The sequence below is a fragment of the Geomonas terrae genome (assembly GCF_004791675.1).
Taxonomy (GTDB): Bacteria; Desulfobacterota; Desulfuromonadia; order Geobacterales; family Geobacteraceae; genus Geomonas; species Geomonas edaphica.
The window spans coordinates 440,595-459,183 of record NZ_SRSC01000001.1; the positions used below are offsets into that span (position 1 = coordinate 440,595).

An 18,589-nucleotide genomic window follows, 5' to 3' on the forward strand; every position below is an offset into this window, starting at 1 on the left:
CGCTAGAGTCCTTTCAGGTATGTGCTATAGGTGGCGGAGTCCATGAGGGCGGCAAGCTCCCCTTCGTCCACCCCTTCGAGCTTGCAGATCCAGCCCTGGGCTTCCGCCCCCTGGTTCACCAGTTCCGGAGCCTCGTCGAGCGCCTGGTTCACCTCGACCACCTTGCCGGATATCGGCGCGTAGATGTCGCTTGCCGCCTTCACCGATTCGATCCCGGCGAGGGTGTCGAACTGCTTCACGCTCCTGCCGATCTTGGGCAGCTCGACGTAGGTGATGTCGCCCAGTTCGTGCGCGGCGTGCTCGCTGATCCCCACCGTGGCCTGCCCACCCGCCAACTCGACCCACTCGTGCTCCTTCGTGAAGAACTTTGCCATGGTGTCCCTCCGTTTTGCTGACGTTATATTTGCCTCCCCTCTCCCGCAAGGGGAGTGGGGAGTTATCGCACCGGCTGCGACCTACGCCCTCAACGACCCGCCCGTGTAAAAGGGAAGCTCGACCACCTCCGCCTCCATCTCCACCCGCTCGTGACGGATGACGAGCCTCGTCCCCAGGGGGGCAACCGATGGTTTCACGAGCCCGAGACCGATGCCGCAGGAAAGCATCGGGGAGAAGGCGCCGCTCGTGACGCTTCCCACCTTTTCCCCTTCGTGCAGGATCTCGTAATGGTGGCGCGGGGCGCGCCGAGAATCGACCCGAAAGGCGACCTTCGCCAGGGGGGAGCCCTGCGCCAGCTCGCGCTGCAGCGCCCCCTTGCCGACGAACTCCTTGTCCATGTTCACGAAAGAGTAAAGGCCGGCGGTAAGCGGCGTGATCCCCTCGTCGAGGTCGCTGCCGTAAAGGGAGTACCCCATCTCCAGGCGCAACAGGTCGCGTGCCCCGAGCCCCGCCGGTGCTACATCGGGCTCCTGCAGCAGGATCTCCCAAAGCCGGGCCACCTTGTCGGCGGGAAAGAAAATCTCGTAGCCTAACTCGCCGGTGTACCCGGTGCGGCTCACGATGGCGTCCTCATCGAGGATGCGGGTCCTGATGAATTTGAAGAACGGGATGTCCAGGATCTGCGGCCCGAAGTGACGGACCATGATCTCGCGTGACAGCGGGCCCTGCAGGTCGACCTTGCCGGTCCGGGAAGAGATGTCGGTCAGCACGGCGGGGTTTTTCAGGCGGGAGCGGATCACGGAAAAGTCGTTGCCTGTGGTCGCCGCGTTCACCACGATCATCGCCTCATCCTCGGCAAGCCGGAAGACGATGAGATCGTCGACCACGCCTCCATCCTCGTTCAAGAGGAAGCCGTAGCGCGAGCGTCCGACCGGGATCGTCTTTACTGAAAAGGTGAAAACCCCTTCCAGCCCGTCCGCGACGATGTCCCCTTTGTAGAGGAACTCGCCCATGTGGCAGATGTCGAAAAGGGCCGCCTTCTCCCGGCACCACCTGTGCTCCGCGATGATCCCTTCATACTGGATCGGCATGAGCCATCCCCCGAAGGGGGCCATGAGCGCCTTCAGGCCCTCGTGAACTGCGCGCAGCGGGGTCGACTTGAGATCTCCCATGGGTGAGCTCCTTTCTAAAGTCCGTATTTTAGGTTCGAGCAGCCTCGGTTGATGCGTTAAGGGCACCTCAGGACCACCGGAGGCACTAACTGTTTAACTTCTTGCCAAATTACCCGATATGCATATAATCTAGCGGAGCTAGGAGAGGAAATGGACAAAACAGCCTTCTTACACGACCTTGCCGTAAAACTCACGCCCTTTGAAACAGCAAATCTCGTTGATTTCATGCGGCACCTGACCGTGAAGAGCGCGCTCGCGAACCCCTGGTTCGTCTTCGGCTTCCTGATCGTCACCTTCTATGCCGTGGTCCGCAAATCGAAGTTCGTGCTCGCCGCGTTGTTCACCAGTTGTTCTCTGCTGCTCCTGGTCCACTACACCATGCCGGCGGAAGGGGACGCGCTGAACCTTTCCACGACCCTTCCCTTCGCCTTCGGCGGGCTCGCCATCGGCGCGTTCCTCATATATTTATTCTTCATCAAGACGGAGTAGACCTTTTGCGCAGAGTAGGCTTTACCACCACCATTCCGCTGGAAGTCCTGGTCGCGGCGGGGGTGGCCCCCATCGACCTGAACAACATCTTCATCACCCATCCCGAAAAAGCCTCGCTGATAGAAGATGCCGAGCTGACCGGCTTCCCCAGAAACGTATGCGCCTGGATCAAGGGTATCTACGGCTCCGTGGTCGCAAGCGGCATCACCGAGATGGTCGCCGTGACTGAAGGGGACTGCAGCTACACGAAGGCCCTCATGGAGGTGCTCTCGCTAAACGGCGTGCGCGTCTACCCCTTTGCCTACCCCGGCACCCGGGAGGCAGCCCCGCTCAAGGCCGAGATCGAGAAGCTCATGTCTTATTTCGGCGTCGGTTGGGACGAGGTCAACGCCGCCAAGAAGCGTCTGGACCGGATCAGGGTCAAGGTGCATGAGATCGACCGCCTTACCTGGCAGGAGAACCGGGTCACCGGCGAGGAGAACCACTACTTCCAGGTCTGCACCTCCGACATGAACGGCGACCTCGACGCCTTCGAGGCCGAGGTTGATGCCTTCCTGGCCAAGGCGGTGCAGCGGCCCGAAAGAAAGGAGCCCATCAGGCTGGCCTTCCTCGGCGTCCCCCCCATCGTCTCCGGGCTCTACGACTTCCTCGAGGAAATCGGCGCGAGGGTCGTTTTCAACGAGACTCAGCGGCAGTTCAGCATGCCTTACGGCATAGAGGATCTGGTGGAGCAGTACCGCGCCTACAGCTACCCCTACGATATCTTTCACCGCATCGGCGACATCAGCGGTGAGCTGCAAAAGAGGAAGGTGGACGGGGTGATCCACTATGTGCAGTCCTTCTGCTTCAGGCAGATCGAGGACATGGTGCTCAGAAAGAGCATCAAGCTCCCGATACTGACGCTGGAGGGTGACAAGCCCGGCAACGTCGACGCAAGGACGAAGATCAGGCTGGAAGGTTTTCTGGAATTACTCGAGGATCGAAACTGAAGCGGACCTCCAGCAATGGCAAGTCCGTGACCAAATATACAATGACGTCCCGAATTGGCAAGCAAACGGGGACGAGAAAAGAGACGGCCGTTCAACTCAGATAGAGTGGCCCAGCAGATAGTGACAGGAGATGCGTTCAGGTGTCAGAAGCTTTGAGAATAGGAATTGATCTGGGAAGCAGGAAGGCAAAGTTCGCGCTCATGCGCGGCGGCGAGATCCTGCGCCTCGCCGATCTCGATACCATTGCCTTTTACAAGAAGTACGGCCGCATCGTCGACGATGAGCTCTCGCTGGACCTTGAAGGAAGCGGCATCTTCAGCGCAGACGAACTTGCCGAGGCGCAGATCACGGTGACCGGCTACGGCAGAAACAGCATCAACCTGCACGGGGCGCGCGTCATCTCGGAGATAAAGGCGCACGTTGCCGGGGCGCGCAACCAGACGGGGCTTGCCGATTTCACCCTGCTCGACATGGGTGGGCAGGACACCAAGGTCGCCCAGGTGGTGGCGGGTCGCCTCACCGACTTCGTCATGAACGACAAGTGCGCCGCCTCGAGCGGTCGCTACCTGGAGAACATGGCATCGGTCCTCGAGGTGAGCCTCGATGAGCTCTCCTCACACTGCGACGAGCCGGTGGCGCTGGACGCGACCTGCGGCATCTTCGGCGAGAGCGAGTTGATCGGCCAGATCCTCCGCGGTTACCCGGTAGCGCGGCTGTGCGCCGGGGTGAACCTCACCCTGGTGAAGCGGGTCATGCCGATGTTGAAGCGCTTCCCATCCGACACCCTGGTCATCACCGGTGGGGTTGCCCTGAACGGTGCCATGATCACCCTTTTGCGGGCACAGTGCGGCATGGAGATCATCATCCCGAAACATCCCCAGCACAACGGGGCCATCGGCTGCGCCTCGAACGGCTGAGTCACGCTTTAAATGCTTCAAAGGCTCCAAAGACTTAACGCAAAGACGCGAAGGCGCCAAGACGCTAAGAAAGCATCTAAAAGCCTTGGGATTTAAAACCCTTCAAAAGATTCTCTTTGCGTCTCCGCGGCTTTGCGTCTTTGCGTTAGGCCGTTGGTTTTTTGCTTGAATTTTCGAAGCGGCCCGTTTAACCTCGCCGCTACATTCAATCCCCGGAGGGTACATGCGTATCGGCAAGAAAGACATGATCTTCATCGGCCTGGTAGCCGTCGTTTTTCTCGTTTTTTATCTCATTTCCGGCGAGGAGAAGACCAAGCGGGTCCCCCTCGACGATGCCCACAAACCGTCCTACGAGCTGTTCAAAAAGTCCGGCAGCAAGATGGAAGCGGACAAGGGTTGCCCTGCCTGCCACAACACCGAACCCGGCGGCATCCCGTTCCCGGCCAAGCACCCGGTTAAACCCAAGGACGGACCGATGCGCTGCCTCTTCTGCCACAAACTGAAACTGTCCGGAGTGCAATGACCACGTTGAACCTGACCGGGGAGCTGGAGCGGCTGATCCGCGATATAGTCGCCCGCACCCCGGAGCTGCAACACATCGCCCCGGAGAGGCTCCTGGTCTGCGTCTCCAGCGGCAGGGCCAGCCGCGGCGGCAGCCTCGCGAAGATCCACCCCCTGCGCTTTGAGGGGGGGGAGCGCTCCGTCAAGGCGCGGCGCGGCCGGCGCAGCGTACTGTGCACCATGCCGAGCATCACCCACCGCGGCGAAGAGATGCTCTACGTCATCTACTTCCTGGTCCCCCGCTTTCTCGAGCTCCCGTTCCGGGAGAAGCTGATCACCATCTTCCACGAGCTGTACCACATCTCCCCCGCATGCGACGGCGATATCCGCCGTTTTCCCGGCAGGAACTACGCGCACGGCTCTTCCACCAGAAGCTACAACCTTTTCATGGGGCAGTTGGTCGACCGCTACCTGGAGGCTACCCCGGACCGCAGCGGGCTCGCCTTTCTGGAGGGGGACCTGGCTGCGCTCCGCTCCCGGCACAGCGCCATCGTGGGGCGCAGGCTGCAGGCTCCCCGCATCAGCGTCTCCCCGGCATAACCGGGCATCGCCCGTTGACTTTTCTCCGTCAAAACTATAAGTTATGGGGCGTATACAGGACCGCAGACCCCAAGGGGAGCAAGACCGCATGCTGAAGCTCGATTACACCATCAGCAGGAAATTCGACGAACTCGCGGAAAAGGCCAAAAAGGTCAGTTCCTCGCAGCTCATAAACGACATCGCCGCCACCGTCGACTCCAAGCTTTTCCAGGATTGGGCCAACTCCGCCCTGAGCCTTTTGCAGCAGGTCTTCGGCGAGGAAAGCGCCTATTACCGCAACTTCCAGTCCATCTACGCGAAGATCATCAACATCACCTACAAGGAAAGCTTCGACAACTGCCGCGCCATCGTGCAGTCGGCGAGGGCCGAGTTCGAGCAGGGGGGACTCACCGAGGTCCGGCTTTTCCTGGACCATGCCGTGTTGGAGTACCTGAGCGGAAGGACCTCCGACTTCCTGAAACGCGGGGACAAACACACGGCCTGCATCCTCGCCTCGGTTCTCCTTGAACAATTCCTGATGCTCATCTGCGGCAGCAAGGGGATTCCGGCCGGCAGCACCGAGGAGATGAACGAGGCGCTTTACCAGGCGAAGGCCTACCAGGTGGGAACCTACCAGCGGGTGAAGGACTGGTGCTACATGAAGGCCGACTTCATCAGCGGACAGGGAGAACGCTATCACACCGCCGATGTCGACGAGATGCTCCGCGCAGTGCAGCGCCTGATCACCAAGGAGATCGGCTAAGGGGAGCTGCGAAGATCAAGATCCGGGTCGCCCGAGACAAAAGAAAAAGGGGAAGCCACCTACGGCTTCCCCTTTTCTTATTTCGCTCCGGTTTCAGATTTTTCCACCCGAACTCATTTCTTCACCACGCAGTCGATGACCGCGTTGATCCTGCGGTTCTTGGCCCGCCCCTCGGCAGTGTTGTTGTAGGCGATGCGCCGCGTGTAGCCGTACCCCTTCGCGGAAAGCCGGCTCTTCTCGATGCCGAAGTTGTCCACGAGGTAGCGCACCGTGTTCTCGGCACGCTCGAGCGAGAGCTTCATGTTGTAGTCGTAGCCACCAACGTTGTCGGTGTGCCCTTCGATGACCGCCGTCGTGGTCGGGTACTTCTTCATGTAGTCGGCAACCTTAGCCAGTTCGTCCCGGTACTGCGGCTTGATGTCCGCCTTGGCGGTATCGAAGTCGACAACGAGTCCCATGCAGAGCCGCTCGGGAGGCTTGACCTCTTTCACGTCGAAGGCACAGTCGATGATGGCCTCGACGCGGCGATTGGCCTGACGCCCTTCGTCCGTCGCGTTTGACGCCACCGGACGTGACATGCCGTAGCCTCGGGCCTCGAGCCGTGAGCGGTCGATGCCGTAGTTTTTGACGAGGGAATCGACGACCGCCTCGGCCCGACGCTTGGAGAGCTCCAGGTTGTACTCCGGAGCACCGACGTTGTCGGTGTGCCCTTCAAGGACCGCGGTCGTGGTGGGATATTTCTTCATGAATTCGCCGACCACCGCGATCTCGTCCTTGTCCTCAGGACGGACCGCCGCCCGGTTGATGTCATATTCGCCGTGCAGGGTGACGCAGTACTTGTAGTGTCCCGGTGCGGGCTCGGCGGCGGGTACCGGCTCGAGCGGAGGTTCCTCGGCGACCGGAGCCGGAGCCGCCTCGGCGGCGGCAGGGGCCTCTTTTACCCCACCAAAAATGAAGTCCACCCCTACGGTGTACTCGAGGTTGTGGTACGTCTCACCATCGTCCCTCAGGATCAGGTGCCGTACATCCCCCCTGAGGGCCATAGCCTCGGTCAGGAAGTACTTCGCACCGACTCCGTAATTGAAGGCGGGACGCGACACGTCGTCGCCTCCCTCGTACTCCCTTGAGTGTCCGCCAAAGCCGGCGGCGACATAGGGAACAAGCCGCGCCTCCGGCATGAAGTGGTAGAGCATGTCGAGGTGGTAGTTGTAGGCGTCGACATCGCCGATTCCGCTGTTGCGCTTTCCTTCCGTCGAGATGTAGTCGAAGACCGCCTCAAGGCCAAAATGCCGCGTGAAGTTGTACCCCGCGCGCAGGCCGTAGACCGGCATCGTCTCCAGGTGCTCCTTGCCTATGAAGGTGTAACCGCCGATGTAGGGGGAGAGCGAAAAACTTTCAGCCTTCACTTCTGCGTGAGCCTTTGGAAGCATGGTGAACAACAGCGCTGGAACCAGAACAAAAAGCAGGTACTTTTTCATCTGACACCTCCTATGTTGTTAGGCTTTGATTTCGCCTTCCTCCTCTATTTCACACCCGGAAAAAGACATGGGATAGGCTATCACCCTTTGCGCGACGTGCAACCAAGCCCCTGCACAGACTCCTGACGGGGCTCTGTCTGAAGACGCCGTTTTCTCCTGCCTTACATGCCCTCTCGACCGTTCCTCTGCTTGTTTGCGTATGTTGCTCTTCCATCAGATCCGCGATTATTAAGCCAATAGAAAAAGGCGCCCCCTGCCGGCAAGGGGCGCCCTTTTGCGTGCTCAACCGCTGTTGTCTATTCGCAGCGGAAGTTGGACTCGATGCGGCGGTTCTGCTGCTTTCCTGCCGCGCTCTTGTTGCTGGCTGCCGGTTTGGTCGGGCCGTAGCCAACGGCCTTAACCCTATCCGGAGCGATGTCGAAATTCTTGATCAGGTAGTTGCGCACGCTCTCCGCCCTGCGCTGCGAGAGCTTCATGTTGGCCGCCTTGTCCCCTACGTTGTCGGTGTGGCCTTCTATAGTCCCTTTGGCTTTGGGGAATTCCTTGAGGAAGTCGGCCAGCGCCTTCAGTTCGTCATGATACTGCGGCTTGATATCGGACTTGTTGGTATCGAAGTGGATGTTGATCACCGTTGGCTTGCACAGCTTGGCCGGTTCCGGCGCGGGAGCCACGACCGGCGGGGGCACGACGACAGGGGCCGGTGCAGGTGCAGGCGGCGGAGCGACCACGTCTACTTTGGCAAGGCTCTTGGCGGTGCCGCCGGCCCCGTCGCAAACGAGACTGTAGGACACCGTCGAGTCCGGAGTCACGGTCATGGTCCCGGAAACCGGTACCGGACCGATCCCCGGCTCGATGACGCACTTGGTAGCGTTTTCCGAGTTCCAGGAAAGGGTTGCCATCTCTCCCTTGGTGACCGAAGCCGGGGAGATGGTCAATCGGTCGGTAGGCGCCGCCGGGGGCGGAGGCACGACCACAGGAGCGGGTGCAGGGGCAGGAGCCGGGGCTGCTACAGGAGCAGGGGCTTCTTTGACACCGCCGAAGATGAAGTCCATTCCCACAGTGTATTCCAGGTTGTGGAACGCCTCTCCGTCATCCCTGAGCACCAGGTGGCGCACATCCCCCCTAAGGGCCATCGCGTCGCTCAGGAAGTATTTGGCGCCCAGGCCGTAGTTGAAGGAGGTACGATCGGTGTGCGCAGGTCCGGGATAATTCCTCGACTGCCCGCCAAAGCCCGCGGCGACATATGGAACGAACTGGGAGTCCGGCATGAAGTGGTACAGGGCGTCGAGGTGGTAGTTGTACACGTCCACGCCATCCGCTATGCCGCTGTTTTTCTTGCCCTCAGTGCTGCCGTAATCGAAGACAGCCTCCAGGCCTAGGCTCTTGGTGAAGTTGTAGCCGGCGCGCAGACCGTAAACAGGCATCGTCTCCAGGTGCTCTTTACCGATGAAGGTGAAGCCGCCAACGTAGGGAGACAGGGAGAAAGATTCCGCTTTGACCGCGGCACGGGCCTCAGTGTGGACACCCAGCATCAAAGCCGGAGCAAGAAGAAGCAGCAAAGTTTTTTTCATCAGGTACCTCCTTGGTATTTCCAGGCAACGCCGGCTAAAGCGTCAGTCCTGGTTAGATGTGCAGTTGGGGCAGCGGGTAGCTTTCACCGGTATCATCGTGCAGCAGTGAGGGCACTCCTTGGTGGTCACCGGGGGAGGAGGAGCCGGCATCATCCTGTTTATCTGGCGCACAACGAGAAAAAGGGCGAAAGCGATGATGACAAAATCGAAAATGGCGTTCAGGAAAAGGCCATAGGCGATCACGGGGACACCGGCAGCCTTTGCTTCCGCAACGGAGCGGACCGGCGTGGAGGAGAGGTTTAGGAACAGGGAGGAGAAATCCATGTTGCCCAGAAGCTTTCCGATGGGGGGAGTTATGATGTCTGCAACGAAAGAACTGACGATCTTGCCGAAGGCCGCGCCGATGACAACCGCCACTGCGAGATCAAGGACGTTTCCCTTAAGCGCAAACTTCTTGAACTCCTCAACCATATAGTGCCCCCCTTTTGTTAAAACAAAAGCATCAGATTACACATTAAAAAGGGTAACACCCTTTCTCATGACCTGCAAGAGGGGCCATCTTTTTTCTGACAATGTACTGTCAAGAACTCTGGAGCGGGGTTAGCCACCGGCTAACCTGAGTTGCTTCAACTGCATGAGCATGGGATGCCTCTCGCCTTGTCGAAGGCTTCCTTTCCCTCCTTGAAGCAAAACCAGCCAATCCCTAAGGCGCCGGCCGAGTCGAGCCAACCGATACCGGTTAGTTGGTAGCCTACGCTTGAGACGAGCAGGATCACGGAGAGGAGGAGGCAGACGCGGGTGCAGGCGGCGTCTGCAAGTATGGCCGGGGAACCAAGAGCGTGGCCGACCTTTACCTTCTCCCGGATCAGCAGCCACATCGAGGCGATGGAGACGCAGGAAACTACCACCCCCCAGAAGGTGGTGGTAGGAGCATGCAGGTGGAGCGTATCGTAGGCGGCGGTGACGAGAAGCCCGACAGCCAGGACGTAGAAGCTTAAACCGGTGATCCTGAGTGCCCGTTGCTCAAACTCGTCCGGATTTCGATCCGGATTGTCCCTCTGGCGACGCACCATGTGCAAGATCCCGGCACCGGAGACGACCTCTACGAACGAGTCCAATCCGAAGCCGAAAAGCGCCAGGGATTCGTCCTCGAAGCCGAACCACGCCGACACGACCCCTTCAAGGATGTTGTAGAAAATGGTGATCAGGGCGAGGATAGCTGCGGTGCGGTAGAGTCTGTCTGTTTGCGAGGTCATGGAAATCCTTCTGAAAATCGTCATCGTTGGGGAAGCATAACAGAACCTGAATATATCTTGTTGGTCCGCAGGAAGTCAACAGGTGGTGCGGCTCACTTCCTCGATACTATTTGGATCATCCTGGAGAGTCATGCTATGCAACCAGCCCTTTCGCCGTGGCTCCCAGAGAGGTGTTTGTTGTATTCAAAAAAAGTTGCCGGTTGGACCGAAAGAGCAGCAGAAATATTATTGACAGCCAAAAACCACTATGCTATACACGTAATCTCTTCGCGGCACAGGGCGAAGAACCCAATATTCCCGAGTAGATCAGTCGGTAGATCAGCGGACTGTTAATCCGTGTGTCGTAGGTTCGAGTCCTACCTCGGGAGCCACCAAATTCAAGGGCTTACAGCTAATCACTGTAAGCCCTTTTCGTTTTCTGACTGGCAACGCCATCCGTTTACTCCTCTCACCTCCCGGCCTGTGCGAAAAAGCGCTTCTCTCCACGCACTATCACACCGCTCAGGTTTCTTCTTTCTTCTTGTTCTCACCTGCTCTTCCAGATGCCACGCGTATTCCCAACTTCCACCTCTAGGCCTCAACCTCACTGCGAATCTGTCCTATTGCTTGACAAAGAGCATAACATGACCTACAGTCATTTCTGACCAATGGTCACTTTTAAAAAAGGAGACCACAATGACTGACAATGTGGAACAGGTGCCCCCGGCCCAGCCCGGGCGCAGGGCCAAGAGGAGCGAGCAGACCAGGGAGAAGATATTCCGGGCCGCGCTCAAACTCTTCGCCGAGCGCGGCTTCAACGCCACCACCATCGAGGCGATCACCGCCGCCGCCGACGTCGGCAAGGGTACCTTCTTCAACTATTTCGAAAACAAGGAAAGCGTGCTCCTCAACTACCGCGAGCTGCAGATGGAAAGGGTGGCCGCTTTCGTGGCGGCAAACCGCGAGTCGGACCGACCGCTTGCCCCGTTGCTGCTGGAGCTCGCCCTCACGCTGACCATCGAGCAGGGGCAGAGCCCGGGCCTGATCCAAAGCCTGCTGACCGCGGTGTTTGCGAGCGACACAGTACAAAAACGGATGGCGGAGGCAATCGAAGGCAACGTGCAACAGCTCGCGCTGATGGTCGGCCACCGCCAGGAGCGTGGGGAGTTGCGCAACGACCTCTCCCCTTTCGACATAGCCCAGGGGTTCCAGCGCATGATCTTCGGTACCATGATCACCTGGTCTCTCGCTCCGGTCGACCCGCTGGAGGAGAGCATGAAAAGAAGCATCGAACTGTTCGTGAACGGAGTCCTGCCCAAGTAGCGACAGGCAACAAAGGATATGCCATGACTGCAAAGATCGTGAAAGTGTTGGCCGTCTCCCTGGCGCTCTGGTCGGCTGCCGAGGCCGCGCACGCCGAGAGCCCCCCTCCCCTGCCCCTGTCGCTGGACCAGGCGATCACCCGGGGACTCGACAGGAACCTTAACGCGCTGCTCGCGAAGACACGCGCGGACGAAGCCGAGGGGACGCGCGAACGCAGGCTCGCCAACTACCTGCCACACCTGCGCCTGGAGACCCCATTCGCATGGCAGACAAGGAACCTCAGCGCGCAAGGGATCACCCTCCCCAACGCCCCCGCCGTGGTCGGTCCCTTCACGAGCTACGACTTCCGCATCTACGCGGACCAGAACATCCTCGACCTGCAGAGCTACCACGCCATAAAGGCGGCCGAGCAGGAGCAAAAGGCAAGACAGCTTGATTACCGGGACATGCGCAGCCAGGTGATCCGCCAGGTCGCCGTACAGTACATCAACGCGGCGTATGCCGAGGCGCGGGTCGGGACTGCCAAGAGCCGGGTGGAGACCTCGGAGGTGCTGGAAAAACTCGCCTCCGACCAGCGCACCGCAGGAGTCGCCGACGGGCTCGACGTGCTGCGCGCCCAGGTGCAGCTTGCCAACGACCGCCAGTACCTCCTCGTCACCCGCAACAACGCGGAACTCGCCCGTCTCTCCCTTGCCCGCGGCGTCGGTCTCGATCTCGGCACCCCCATCGCCCTCACCGACGCGCTCGCCTTCAAGAGGCTGGAGGGGCCGCAGATCGAGCAGGCGGTGCAGGCGGCACTCGAGAGCCGCCCCGATTACCGCGCCCTTTTCGCCCAGCGCGCCTCACTCGAGGAGCAGATGAAGGCGTCGCGCTCGCGCTACCTCCCGAGGATCGTCCTGAGCGGCAACTACGGCACGAGCGGCCAGGAGATGAGCAAGCTCGACCCCTCCGGCATGATCCAGGTGAACATGGTGATGAACCTCTTCGACCACGACCGCAAGGGTGAGCGCCTGGAGCTCGACAGCCGGATCACGCGGAACGACGAGCAGATCGCCGACCTGAAGCTCGGGGTGGAGCAGGATATCCGCGAGGCGCTTTTAAACCTGAACTCCGCTACAGACCAGGTGCTGACCGCCCGGCAAGGGCTCACCCTCGCCGAGAAGGAACTGCAGTACGCGAGCGACCGCTTCAAAAACGGCATCGCCAACAACATCGAGGTGGTGACGGCGCAGGACGCACTGGCGCGGGCGCGGGACAACGAGCTGAACGCACTAGCGCAGCACGTCGAGGCGAAGATCGCACTCGCCCGCGCCCTGGGTGACACCGAAAAGGCGTACCGGCTCTTCCTGGGCATCGAACCATAACGAGGACATGAACCGATGAAACGTAAACTGATCCCGATCGTCATCCTGGCAGCGGCCGTCGCCGCGGCCGTCTTCTTCGTCAGCCGCAACCGGAACCGGGCCGACGCCAACACCATCACCCTTTCCGGCAACATCGAGGCGCACGAGAGCGTGGTCGGCTTCAAGGTGCCGGGGCGCGTGGCCGAGCTCCCCGTCGAGGAGGGGCAACTGGTCCGGGCCGGGGAGGTCGTCGCCAGGTTGGACCAGGGGGACTACCAGCAGCAGTTACGCATCGACGAGGCGAACCTCGGCACCCGGCGCGCCGAACTGGGGCTTGCCACGGCAGGCAGCCGTCCCCAGGAGAAGCAGGCAGCCCACCAGTCGGTGCTCGACGCCCAGGCCGACTTCGAGCTGAAAAAGCACGATCTCGCGCGCTACCAGGCGCTCTACGAGAAGGACGAGGTTTCGGCCCAGGTGCGGGATACCGCGGCGGCCGCGCTGAAGCGAAGCAGCGCCGCGCTTGAGCGGGCGAAACAGAACTACGACCAGGTCAAGGAAGGGGTGCGCAGGGAGCAGGTCGACATCAACCGGGCCGGGGTCCGCACGGCCGAGCAGGCACTCGAAATGTCGCGCATCAAGCTCGGCTACGCGACGCTCAAGGCACCCATCTCCGGCGTCGTGCTGGTGCGGCACGCGGAACTTGGCGAGGTGGTATCTGCCGGCACGCCGGTAGTCACCATCGCCGATCTCGACCACCTCTGGCTGCGCGGTTACCTGAGCGAGACCGACCTTGGGCGGGTCAAACTCGGACAGGCCGCCACGGTGAAAACGGACACCTATCCCGGCAAGAGCTACAAGGGGCGCATCTCCTTCATCTCCTCGCAGGCGGAGTTCACCCCGAAGAGCGTCGAGACGCACAAGGAGCGGGTCACTCTCGTGTACCGCATCAAGATCGACCTGGAAAACCAGGCGCACGAGCTGAAGCCGGGCATGCCTGCGGACGCGCTCCTCGACGCGGCGGCCAGGTGACATGGGCGCCGACGATTTCACCATAGAGCTCGACGGGCTCACCAAGTCCTTTCCCGACGTCCGCGCCGTGGACGGGCTCAGCTTCAAGGTCGCGCGCGGCGAGATCTTCGGCCTCGTCGGCCCGGACGGCGCCGGCAAGACGACCACAATGCGCATGCTGGCCGGCGTCCTCGCCCCCGACACGGGTAGCGCCCGCGTGGCGGGCTACGACATGACGCGCGACCCGGAGGGGGCCAAGCAGCACATAAGTTACATGCCGCAGCGCTTCGGACTTTACGAAGAACTCACCGTGGACGAGAACATCCGCTTCTACGCCGACCTCTTCGGTGTACCGCGCTCCGAGAGGGAGACGCGCGCGGCGGAACTGTTACGGGCGGCGGGGATGGCGGAGTTCCGCTCGCGGCTCGCGGGGAAACTCTCCGGCGGCATGAAGCAGAAGCTGGGGCTCGTCTGCGCCCTCATCCACACCCCGGAAGTGATCCTCCTCGATGAGCCGACCAACGGGGTCGACCCGGTGTCGCGCCGCGACTTCTGGCGCATCCTCTACACGCTCCTCGACCAGGGAGTCACCATCCTCACCAGCACCGCCTATCTGGACGAGGCGGAACGCTGCCATCGCGTGGCCCTCTTGCACGAGGGGCGCATGCTCTTTTGCGACACGCCCGAGAACCTGAAGGGGAACCTCGACGGCGCCGTTGTCTCGATCGTCTGCGCCGAACCGCGTCCGGTGAAGGAGCTCATCTCCGGCATGGAAGGGATCTCTACCATGATGATCGTAGGTGACGGGCTGCACCTGGTCGTCAGGGAGCCCGAGCGCCTGATCCCGGAACTGCGTTCCCGCATCGCCGCGGCGGGGCTCAAGGTCGATTCCGTCGAGGAGGTCGCGCCCAGCATCGAGGACCTCTTCGTGGAGGCGGTGCAAAAGAAGAAGGGGGAGAGGCCATGAACGGTCAGCCCCAGGCGGTCGTGGTGCAGGACCTCGTGAAACGCTTCGGCGACTTCACCGCGGTCGACAACATCTCCTTCGAGGCCTCGCGCGGCGAGATCTTCGGTTTTCTCGGCCCGAACGGTGCCGGGAAATCCACCACCATCAGGATACTCTGCGGACTCCTGCACCCCACCTCGGGGAAGGCGCTCGTCGCCGGGGTCGACGTCGCGCGCGAACCGGAACGGGTGCGCCAGAATATCGGCTACATGTCGCAGAAATTCTCTCTATACAACGACCTGAAGGTGATCGAGAACCTCCGCTTCTTCGCCGGGATGTACGGGGTGAACCAGGGCGAGGCGGCCGAGCGCATCGCCTGGGCCGTCGACATGGCGGGACTCACCGGCCGGGAGCACCTCCTCACCGGGACGCTCGCCGCCGGGTGGAAGCAGCGCCTGGCCCTTGGCTGCGCCGTGCTGCACCGTCCACCCATCGTCTTTCTCGACGAGCCGACCTCCGGCGTCGATCCCATCTCGCGCCGCCTTTTCTGGGAGCTGATCCACCGCATGGCGGACGAAGGGGTGACCGTCTTCGTGACCACGCACTACATGGACGAGGCGGAGTACTGCAACCGGCTCGTGCTCATCGACCGCGGCAGGATCGTCGCCTCCGGCTCGCCGCTGGAGCTGAAGCTTAAGAGCATGGAGGGGGAGTTGCTCCTCGTCGAATGCGACCAAGTGGGGAAGGCGCTCGAAGCGCTGCAGGATGCACCGGGGGTAACCGACGCCGCCATATTCGGACATGCGCTTCACCTCGTCGTGCCCGACGCCGAGAGGGCCATCCCGGAGGTGCGGAATTATCTCGGGGAGCGCGGCATCTCCGTCTCCCGCATCGAGCGGATCCGCCCGACCCTCGAGGACGTCTTCGTCTCGCTCACGAGCCTCAAAGGGCGCAGGGAAAAGGAGCAGGCATGAACTGGAACCGGCTGTGCGCCATGGCGCGCAAGGAGATGATCCAGATCCGGCGCGACGCCCGCAGCATCGGCATCGTCATCGCGATGCCCATCGTGATGCTCTTCGCCTTCGGCTACGGCGTCAGCTTCGACACGAAGCACATACCGGTCTACGTCTTCGACCGGGAACAGAGCCAGGCCTCCCGTGACTTCCTGAAGCGCTTCGAGTCCTCCCGCTACTTCAACGTGGTGCGCTCGGTCGGAAACTACCCGGAACTGGTGCACGCCGTCGACGCCGGAACCTGCCAGATCGGCCTCGTGATCCCCCCCGACTTCTCGGCAAGGCTCGGCTCCGGAGAACAGGTGCGCATCCAGGCGATCTTCGACGGCACCGACAGCAACAGCGCGAGCCTTGGCATGAGCTACACCGAGGCGGTGGCGCAGGCGCACTCACAAAAGCTACAGCTCGATTGGTTGCGCGCCCGCGGACAGGGAAGCGTGCGCGCCCCCTTGAGCGTCGACTCCCGAACCTGGTTCAACGAGAACCTGGAGAGCATGGTGACCATCGTCCCCGGTGTGGTCGCCATGGTCATGGCGGTGGTGGGGACCTTCCTCACCTCGCTCACCGTCGCGCGCGAGTGGGAGCGAGGCACCATGGAGCAGCTCATCTCCACGCCGGTGACCCCCTTGGAGATCATGCTCGGCAAGCTCCTCCCCTACGTCGCCATCGGCCTCATCGACACCAGCGTCTGCGCGATCATGGCGGTGTGGTGGTTTGAGGTCCCCTTCCGCGGGCACATCTGGGTCTTTTTGCTGAGCACCACCCTCTTTCTCACCGTGGTGCTGTCGCTTGGCTACTTCTTCTCCGTGGTCGCGAAGACCCAGCTCGCGGCGAGCCAGATCTCGCTCATCGCCACCTTCCTGCCGGCCTTTCTCCTCTCCGGGTTCGTCTACCCCATCGACCAGATGCCGGCGGTGGTGCAGGGGATCACCCACATCGTGCCGGCCCGCTACTACATGGCCATCCTGCGAAACGTCTTTTTGAAGGGGTCGTCGGTCTTCAACATGTGGCAGGACTTTTTCGGGCTTGCGCTCTTCGCCGCCATTTTGGGGCTTGCGGCGACGCGCATCTTCCGCAAGAAGCTGACCTAAGGGGGAAATCATGCTCGGCCGCCTGCGCCAGATGCTCATAAAGGAATTCCTGCACGTGATCCGCGACAAGAGGGCGAGGTTCTTCCTCTTCGCGCCGCCGGTCATCCAGACGCTCGTCTTCGGCTACGCCGCAACGCTCGAGATCAAGCACGTCCCGATTGCCATCGTCGATTACGACAACAGCCAGGTGAGCCGCGACCTCGTCTCCCGCTTCCAGGCAAGCCGCTACTTCGAGGTGCGGCACCTCTCGGACCGGCGCGAAATCCCGGAGCTCATCGACCGGGACGAGGCGATCATGGCGCTCCAGATCAATTCCGGCTTCGCCCGCGATTTAGGCAAAGGAGAAACCGCCCATCTCCAGGTGGTCGTCGACGCGAGCAACTCCAACACCGCCCTCGTGGGCCTTGGTTACGTGAACCAGGTGGCCCAGGGGTTCGCCCGGGAGTACCGGCTGAAAACGCTTGCGCGGCAGGCACCCGCTCTGGCCGGGGGGCTCCCGGAGATCGTCGTGGAAAGGCGTCCCTGGTACAACCCGGACATGTCCAGCCAGTGGTTCTTCGTCCCCGGCGTCATCGGCAACCTCGTGCTCGTGATCGTAGTGACGCTGACCGCGTTCGCCGTGGTGCGCGAGCGGGAGATCGGCACCCTGGAACAGATCATGGTGACACCGATCCGGCGCGTTGAGTTCATCCTAGGAAAGACGATCCCCTTCTTCCTGATCGGCCTTTTGGACACCGCGCTCATCAGCGCTGCCGGTACGCTCTGGTTCCGCGTGCCCCTGAACGGGAGCTTTCTCGTCCTCGGCGCCGGGACCGTTTTCTTCATCCTCTGCATGCTGGGAGTGGGGCTCTTCATCTCCACCGTCTCCGCGACCCAGCAGCAGGCCATGGTCACGAGCTTCTTCTTCATCATGCCCGCGGTCATCTTCTCCGGATTCGGCTCCCCCATCAGCAGCATGCCCGAGATCCTGCAGCGCCTCACCTACCTGAACCCGCTGCGCTACTACGAGGTGGTGCTGAGAAGCGTCTACCTCAAAGGTGGAGGGTTCGATCTCCTCTGGCCCCAGATGGCGGCCATGGCCGCGATCGCTCTGGTCATGCTGACCGTGAGCGTGCTGCGCTTCCAGAAGTCACTCGAGTAGCCCTGCCCACTAAGCGCAGTTAATCTTCCTTTAATGCGAATATTATGATATTGCTACCCATGTTTTTTATTCGCACGGGTGGCGGCACCGCCTCCCCGACCTCCGGAGGATTGTCATGAAAAAGGAAGAAGTTAACGCACCGATCAGCAGGCGCGCCATGCTGAAGGGATCGCTCTGTCTGGGGGTGTGCCTTGCCGCGCAGGGGGCCCTGAACGTCGAGGCCTCTGCGGAGGCTGCGCAGGGGACCGACCGCCCGGAGGCGGCGCGGAAGCACTTTCTGAAGTCGACGAACTGCTCGCAGGCGATTCTGGAAAACTACGCCCCCGCCTACGGCATCAAGCCCGAACTAGCCTGCCGTCTCGCCACCGGCTTCGCTGGCGGTATGACCATCGGGCACGAGTGCGGTGCGGTGACCGCCGCCTACATGGTGCTAGGGCTAGCCCACGGCCCGCAGGAGAGGAAGGTCTTTCCGAAGGTCGAGGCGTTCAACAAGGAATTCAAGGCACGCCACGGTGAGCTTGGTTGCTCGCAGCTTCTCGGGGTGAACATGGCAGCGAAGGACGGGATGAAGGAAGCAAAGCGGAAGGGGCTTTTCAAGACGCGCTGCCCCAACTACGTTAAGAGCGCCGGAGAGATCCTTGAGAAGATGATCTAG

At 61.3% G+C, this 18,589-nt stretch carries 20 protein-coding genes and 1 tRNA gene; 15 read left to right on the forward strand and 6 right to left on the reverse strand.

Annotation, left to right across the window (positions count from 1 at the left end):
- Positions 1-2 precede the first annotated feature (2 nt).
- Positions 3-374 carry a glycine cleavage system protein GcvH gene (gene gcvH / locus E4633_RS01870; RefSeq protein WP_135868575.1) on the reverse strand — a complete coding sequence of 124 codons (372 nt, stop codon included), beginning with the start codon at positions 372-374 and terminating at the stop codon, positions 3-5.
- Between the two features lie 81 nt (positions 375-455).
- On the reverse strand, positions 456-1,547 hold the full coding sequence (gcvT, locus tag E4633_RS01875; protein ID WP_135868576.1) for a glycine cleavage system aminomethyltransferase GcvT: 1,092 nt from the start codon (positions 1,545-1,547) through the stop codon (positions 456-458).
- A 150-nt stretch (positions 1,548-1,697) separates the two neighbouring features.
- On the opposite strand from gcvT, the gene E4633_RS01880 reads away from it, so the two are divergent.
- From E4633_RS01880 to E4633_RS01905, 6 genes are all read left to right on the forward strand, one after another.
- Positions 1,698-2,036, forward strand: coding sequence for a hypothetical protein (locus E4633_RS01880; RefSeq protein ID WP_135868577.1), 339 nt, complete (start codon positions 1,698-1,700; stop codon positions 2,034-2,036).
- A gap of 5 nt (positions 2,037-2,041) precedes the next feature.
- A complete protein-coding gene (locus E4633_RS01885; protein WP_135868578.1) occupies positions 2,042-3,025 on the forward strand; it encodes a 2-hydroxyacyl-CoA dehydratase family protein in 984 nt (327 codons plus the stop codon).
- A gap of 152 nt (positions 3,026-3,177) precedes the next feature.
- A complete protein-coding gene (locus tag E4633_RS01890) occupies positions 3,178-3,942 on the forward strand; it encodes an acyl-CoA dehydratase activase (protein ID WP_407925444.1) in 765 nt (254 codons plus the stop codon).
- Between the two features lie 223 nt (positions 3,943-4,165).
- Positions 4,166-4,465, forward strand: coding sequence for a cytochrome C (locus E4633_RS01895; RefSeq protein ID WP_135868580.1), 300 nt, complete (start codon positions 4,166-4,168; stop codon positions 4,463-4,465).
- The gene (locus tag E4633_RS01900; RefSeq protein WP_135868581.1) at positions 4,462-5,043 is read left to right on the forward strand and encodes a putative metallopeptidase; all 582 of its coding nucleotides are present in this window, start codon (positions 4,462-4,464) and stop codon (positions 5,041-5,043) included. Before E4633_RS01895 ends, E4633_RS01900 begins: the two co-directional genes overlap by 4 nt.
- An 88-nt stretch (positions 5,044-5,131) precedes the next feature.
- On the forward strand, positions 5,132-5,785 hold the full coding sequence (locus E4633_RS01905) for a hypothetical protein (protein ID WP_135868582.1): 654 nt from the start codon (positions 5,132-5,134) through the stop codon (positions 5,783-5,785).
- Positions 5,786-5,898: 113 nt separating this feature from the next.
- On the opposite strand, the gene E4633_RS01910 is transcribed toward E4633_RS01905, so the two are convergent.
- The 4 genes from E4633_RS01910 to E4633_RS01925 all read right to left on the reverse strand — a co-directional run bounded on the left by E4633_RS01910 (position 5,899) and on the right by E4633_RS01925 (position 10,090).
- Positions 5,899-7,263, reverse strand: a complete 1,365-nt coding sequence (locus E4633_RS01910) for an OmpA family protein (protein ID WP_135868583.1) — start codon at positions 7,261-7,263, stop codon at positions 5,899-5,901.
- Between the two features lie 296 nt (positions 7,264-7,559).
- Positions 7,560-8,834 carry an OmpA family protein gene (locus E4633_RS01915; protein WP_135868584.1) on the reverse strand — a complete coding sequence of 425 codons (1,275 nt, stop codon included), beginning with the start codon at positions 8,832-8,834 and terminating at the stop codon, positions 7,560-7,562.
- A 42-nt stretch (positions 8,835-8,876) separates the two neighbouring features.
- Positions 8,877-9,305: a large conductance mechanosensitive channel protein MscL gene (gene mscL, locus E4633_RS01920; protein WP_135868585.1), complete on the reverse strand. Its 429-nt coding sequence runs from the start codon at positions 9,303-9,305 to the stop codon at positions 8,877-8,879.
- 155 nt (positions 9,306-9,460) lie between these two features.
- Complete coding sequence (locus E4633_RS01925) at positions 9,461-10,090, reverse strand: cation transporter (RefSeq protein WP_162604923.1); 630 nt, start codon at positions 10,088-10,090, stop codon at positions 9,461-9,463.
- Between the two features lie 295 nt (positions 10,091-10,385).
- Here E4633_RS01925 and E4633_RS01930 point away from each other — a divergent pair.
- From E4633_RS01930 to E4633_RS01970, 9 genes are all read left to right on the forward strand, one after another.
- Positions 10,386-10,461: transfer RNA gene (locus E4633_RS01930), tRNA-Asn, on the forward strand.
- Positions 10,462-10,765: 304 nt separating this feature from the next.
- Positions 10,766-11,392 (forward strand): TetR/AcrR family transcriptional regulator, encoded by a 627-nt coding sequence (locus tag E4633_RS01935; RefSeq protein WP_135868587.1) that lies wholly within the window; start codon positions 10,766-10,768, stop codon positions 11,390-11,392.
- A gap of 23 nt (positions 11,393-11,415) precedes the next feature.
- The gene (locus E4633_RS01940) at positions 11,416-12,756 is read left to right on the forward strand and encodes a TolC family protein (protein WP_135868588.1); all 1,341 of its coding nucleotides are present in this window, start codon (positions 11,416-11,418) and stop codon (positions 12,754-12,756) included.
- A 15-nt stretch (positions 12,757-12,771) separates the two neighbouring features.
- The gene (locus tag E4633_RS01945) at positions 12,772-13,764 is read left to right on the forward strand and encodes an HlyD family secretion protein (RefSeq protein WP_135868589.1); all 993 of its coding nucleotides are present in this window, start codon (positions 12,772-12,774) and stop codon (positions 13,762-13,764) included.
- A 1-nt stretch (position 13,765) separates the two neighbouring features.
- Positions 13,766-14,710 (forward strand): ABC transporter ATP-binding protein, encoded by a 945-nt coding sequence (locus tag E4633_RS01950; RefSeq protein ID WP_135868590.1) that lies wholly within the window; start codon positions 13,766-13,768, stop codon positions 14,708-14,710.
- Positions 14,707-15,663: an ABC transporter ATP-binding protein gene (locus tag E4633_RS01955; protein WP_135868591.1), complete on the forward strand. Its 957-nt coding sequence runs from the start codon at positions 14,707-14,709 to the stop codon at positions 15,661-15,663. The genes E4633_RS01950 and E4633_RS01955 overlap by 4 nt, the downstream gene beginning before the upstream one ends.
- Entirely contained in the window at positions 15,660-16,793 is a 1,134-nt protein-coding gene (locus tag E4633_RS01960) for an ABC transporter permease (RefSeq protein WP_135868592.1), read from the forward strand. The genes E4633_RS01955 and E4633_RS01960 overlap by 4 nt, the downstream gene beginning before the upstream one ends.
- 10 nt (positions 16,794-16,803) lie before the next feature.
- Positions 16,804-17,934 carry an ABC transporter permease gene (locus tag E4633_RS01965; RefSeq protein WP_135868593.1) on the forward strand — a complete coding sequence of 377 codons (1,131 nt, stop codon included), beginning with the start codon at positions 16,804-16,806 and terminating at the stop codon, positions 17,932-17,934.
- 115 nt (positions 17,935-18,049) lie between these two features.
- Positions 18,050-18,589, forward strand: coding sequence for a C-GCAxxG-C-C family protein (locus E4633_RS01970; protein WP_135868594.1), 540 nt, complete (start codon positions 18,050-18,052; stop codon positions 18,587-18,589).

Bases quoted from the DNA above. Each gene is read 5' to 3' on its own strand.
- E4633_RS01950 (WP_135868590.1), top strand. From the start codon at position 13,766: ATGGGCGCCGACGATTTCACCATAGAGCTCGACGGGCTCACCAAGTCC.
- E4633_RS01965 (WP_135868593.1), top strand. From the start codon at position 16,804: ATGCTCGGCCGCCTGCGCCAGATGCTCATAAAGGAATTCCTGCACGTG.
- gcvT (WP_135868576.1), bottom strand. From the start codon at position 1,547: ATGGGAGATCTCAAGTCGACCCCGCTGCGCGCAGTTCACGAGGGCCTG.
- E4633_RS01915 (WP_135868584.1), bottom strand. From the start codon at position 8,834: ATGAAAAAAACTTTGCTGCTTCTTCTTGCTCCGGCTTTGATGCTGGGT.
- E4633_RS01945 (WP_135868589.1), top strand. From the start codon at position 12,772: ATGAAACGTAAACTGATCCCGATCGTCATCCTGGCAGCGGCCGTCGCC.
- gcvH (WP_135868575.1), bottom strand. From the start codon at position 374: ATGGCAAAGTTCTTCACGAAGGAGCACGAGTGGGTCGAGTTGGCGGGT.
- E4633_RS01905 (WP_135868582.1), top strand. From the start codon at position 5,132: ATGCTGAAGCTCGATTACACCATCAGCAGGAAATTCGACGAACTCGCG.
- E4633_RS01910 (WP_135868583.1), bottom strand. From the start codon at position 7,263: ATGAAAAAGTACCTGCTTTTTGTTCTGGTTCCAGCGCTGTTGTTCACC.
- E4633_RS01970 (WP_135868594.1), top strand. From the start codon at position 18,050: ATGAAAAAGGAAGAAGTTAACGCACCGATCAGCAGGCGCGCCATGCTG.
- E4633_RS01935 (WP_135868587.1), top strand. From the start codon at position 10,766: ATGACTGACAATGTGGAACAGGTGCCCCCGGCCCAGCCCGGGCGCAGG.
- E4633_RS01940 (WP_135868588.1), top strand. From the start codon at position 11,416: ATGACTGCAAAGATCGTGAAAGTGTTGGCCGTCTCCCTGGCGCTCTGG.
- E4633_RS01955 (WP_135868591.1), top strand. From the start codon at position 14,707: ATGAACGGTCAGCCCCAGGCGGTCGTGGTGCAGGACCTCGTGAAACGC.
- mscL (WP_135868585.1), bottom strand. From the start codon at position 9,305: ATGGTTGAGGAGTTCAAGAAGTTTGCGCTTAAGGGAAACGTCCTTGAT.
- E4633_RS01895 (WP_135868580.1), top strand. From the start codon at position 4,166: ATGCGTATCGGCAAGAAAGACATGATCTTCATCGGCCTGGTAGCCGTC.
- E4633_RS01880 (WP_135868577.1), top strand. From the start codon at position 1,698: ATGGACAAAACAGCCTTCTTACACGACCTTGCCGTAAAACTCACGCCC.
- E4633_RS01925 (WP_162604923.1), bottom strand. From the start codon at position 10,090: ATGACCTCGCAAACAGACAGACTCTACCGCACCGCAGCTATCCTCGCC.
- E4633_RS01960 (WP_135868592.1), top strand. From the start codon at position 15,660: ATGAACTGGAACCGGCTGTGCGCCATGGCGCGCAAGGAGATGATCCAG.
- E4633_RS01900 (WP_135868581.1), top strand. From the start codon at position 4,462: ATGACCACGTTGAACCTGACCGGGGAGCTGGAGCGGCTGATCCGCGAT.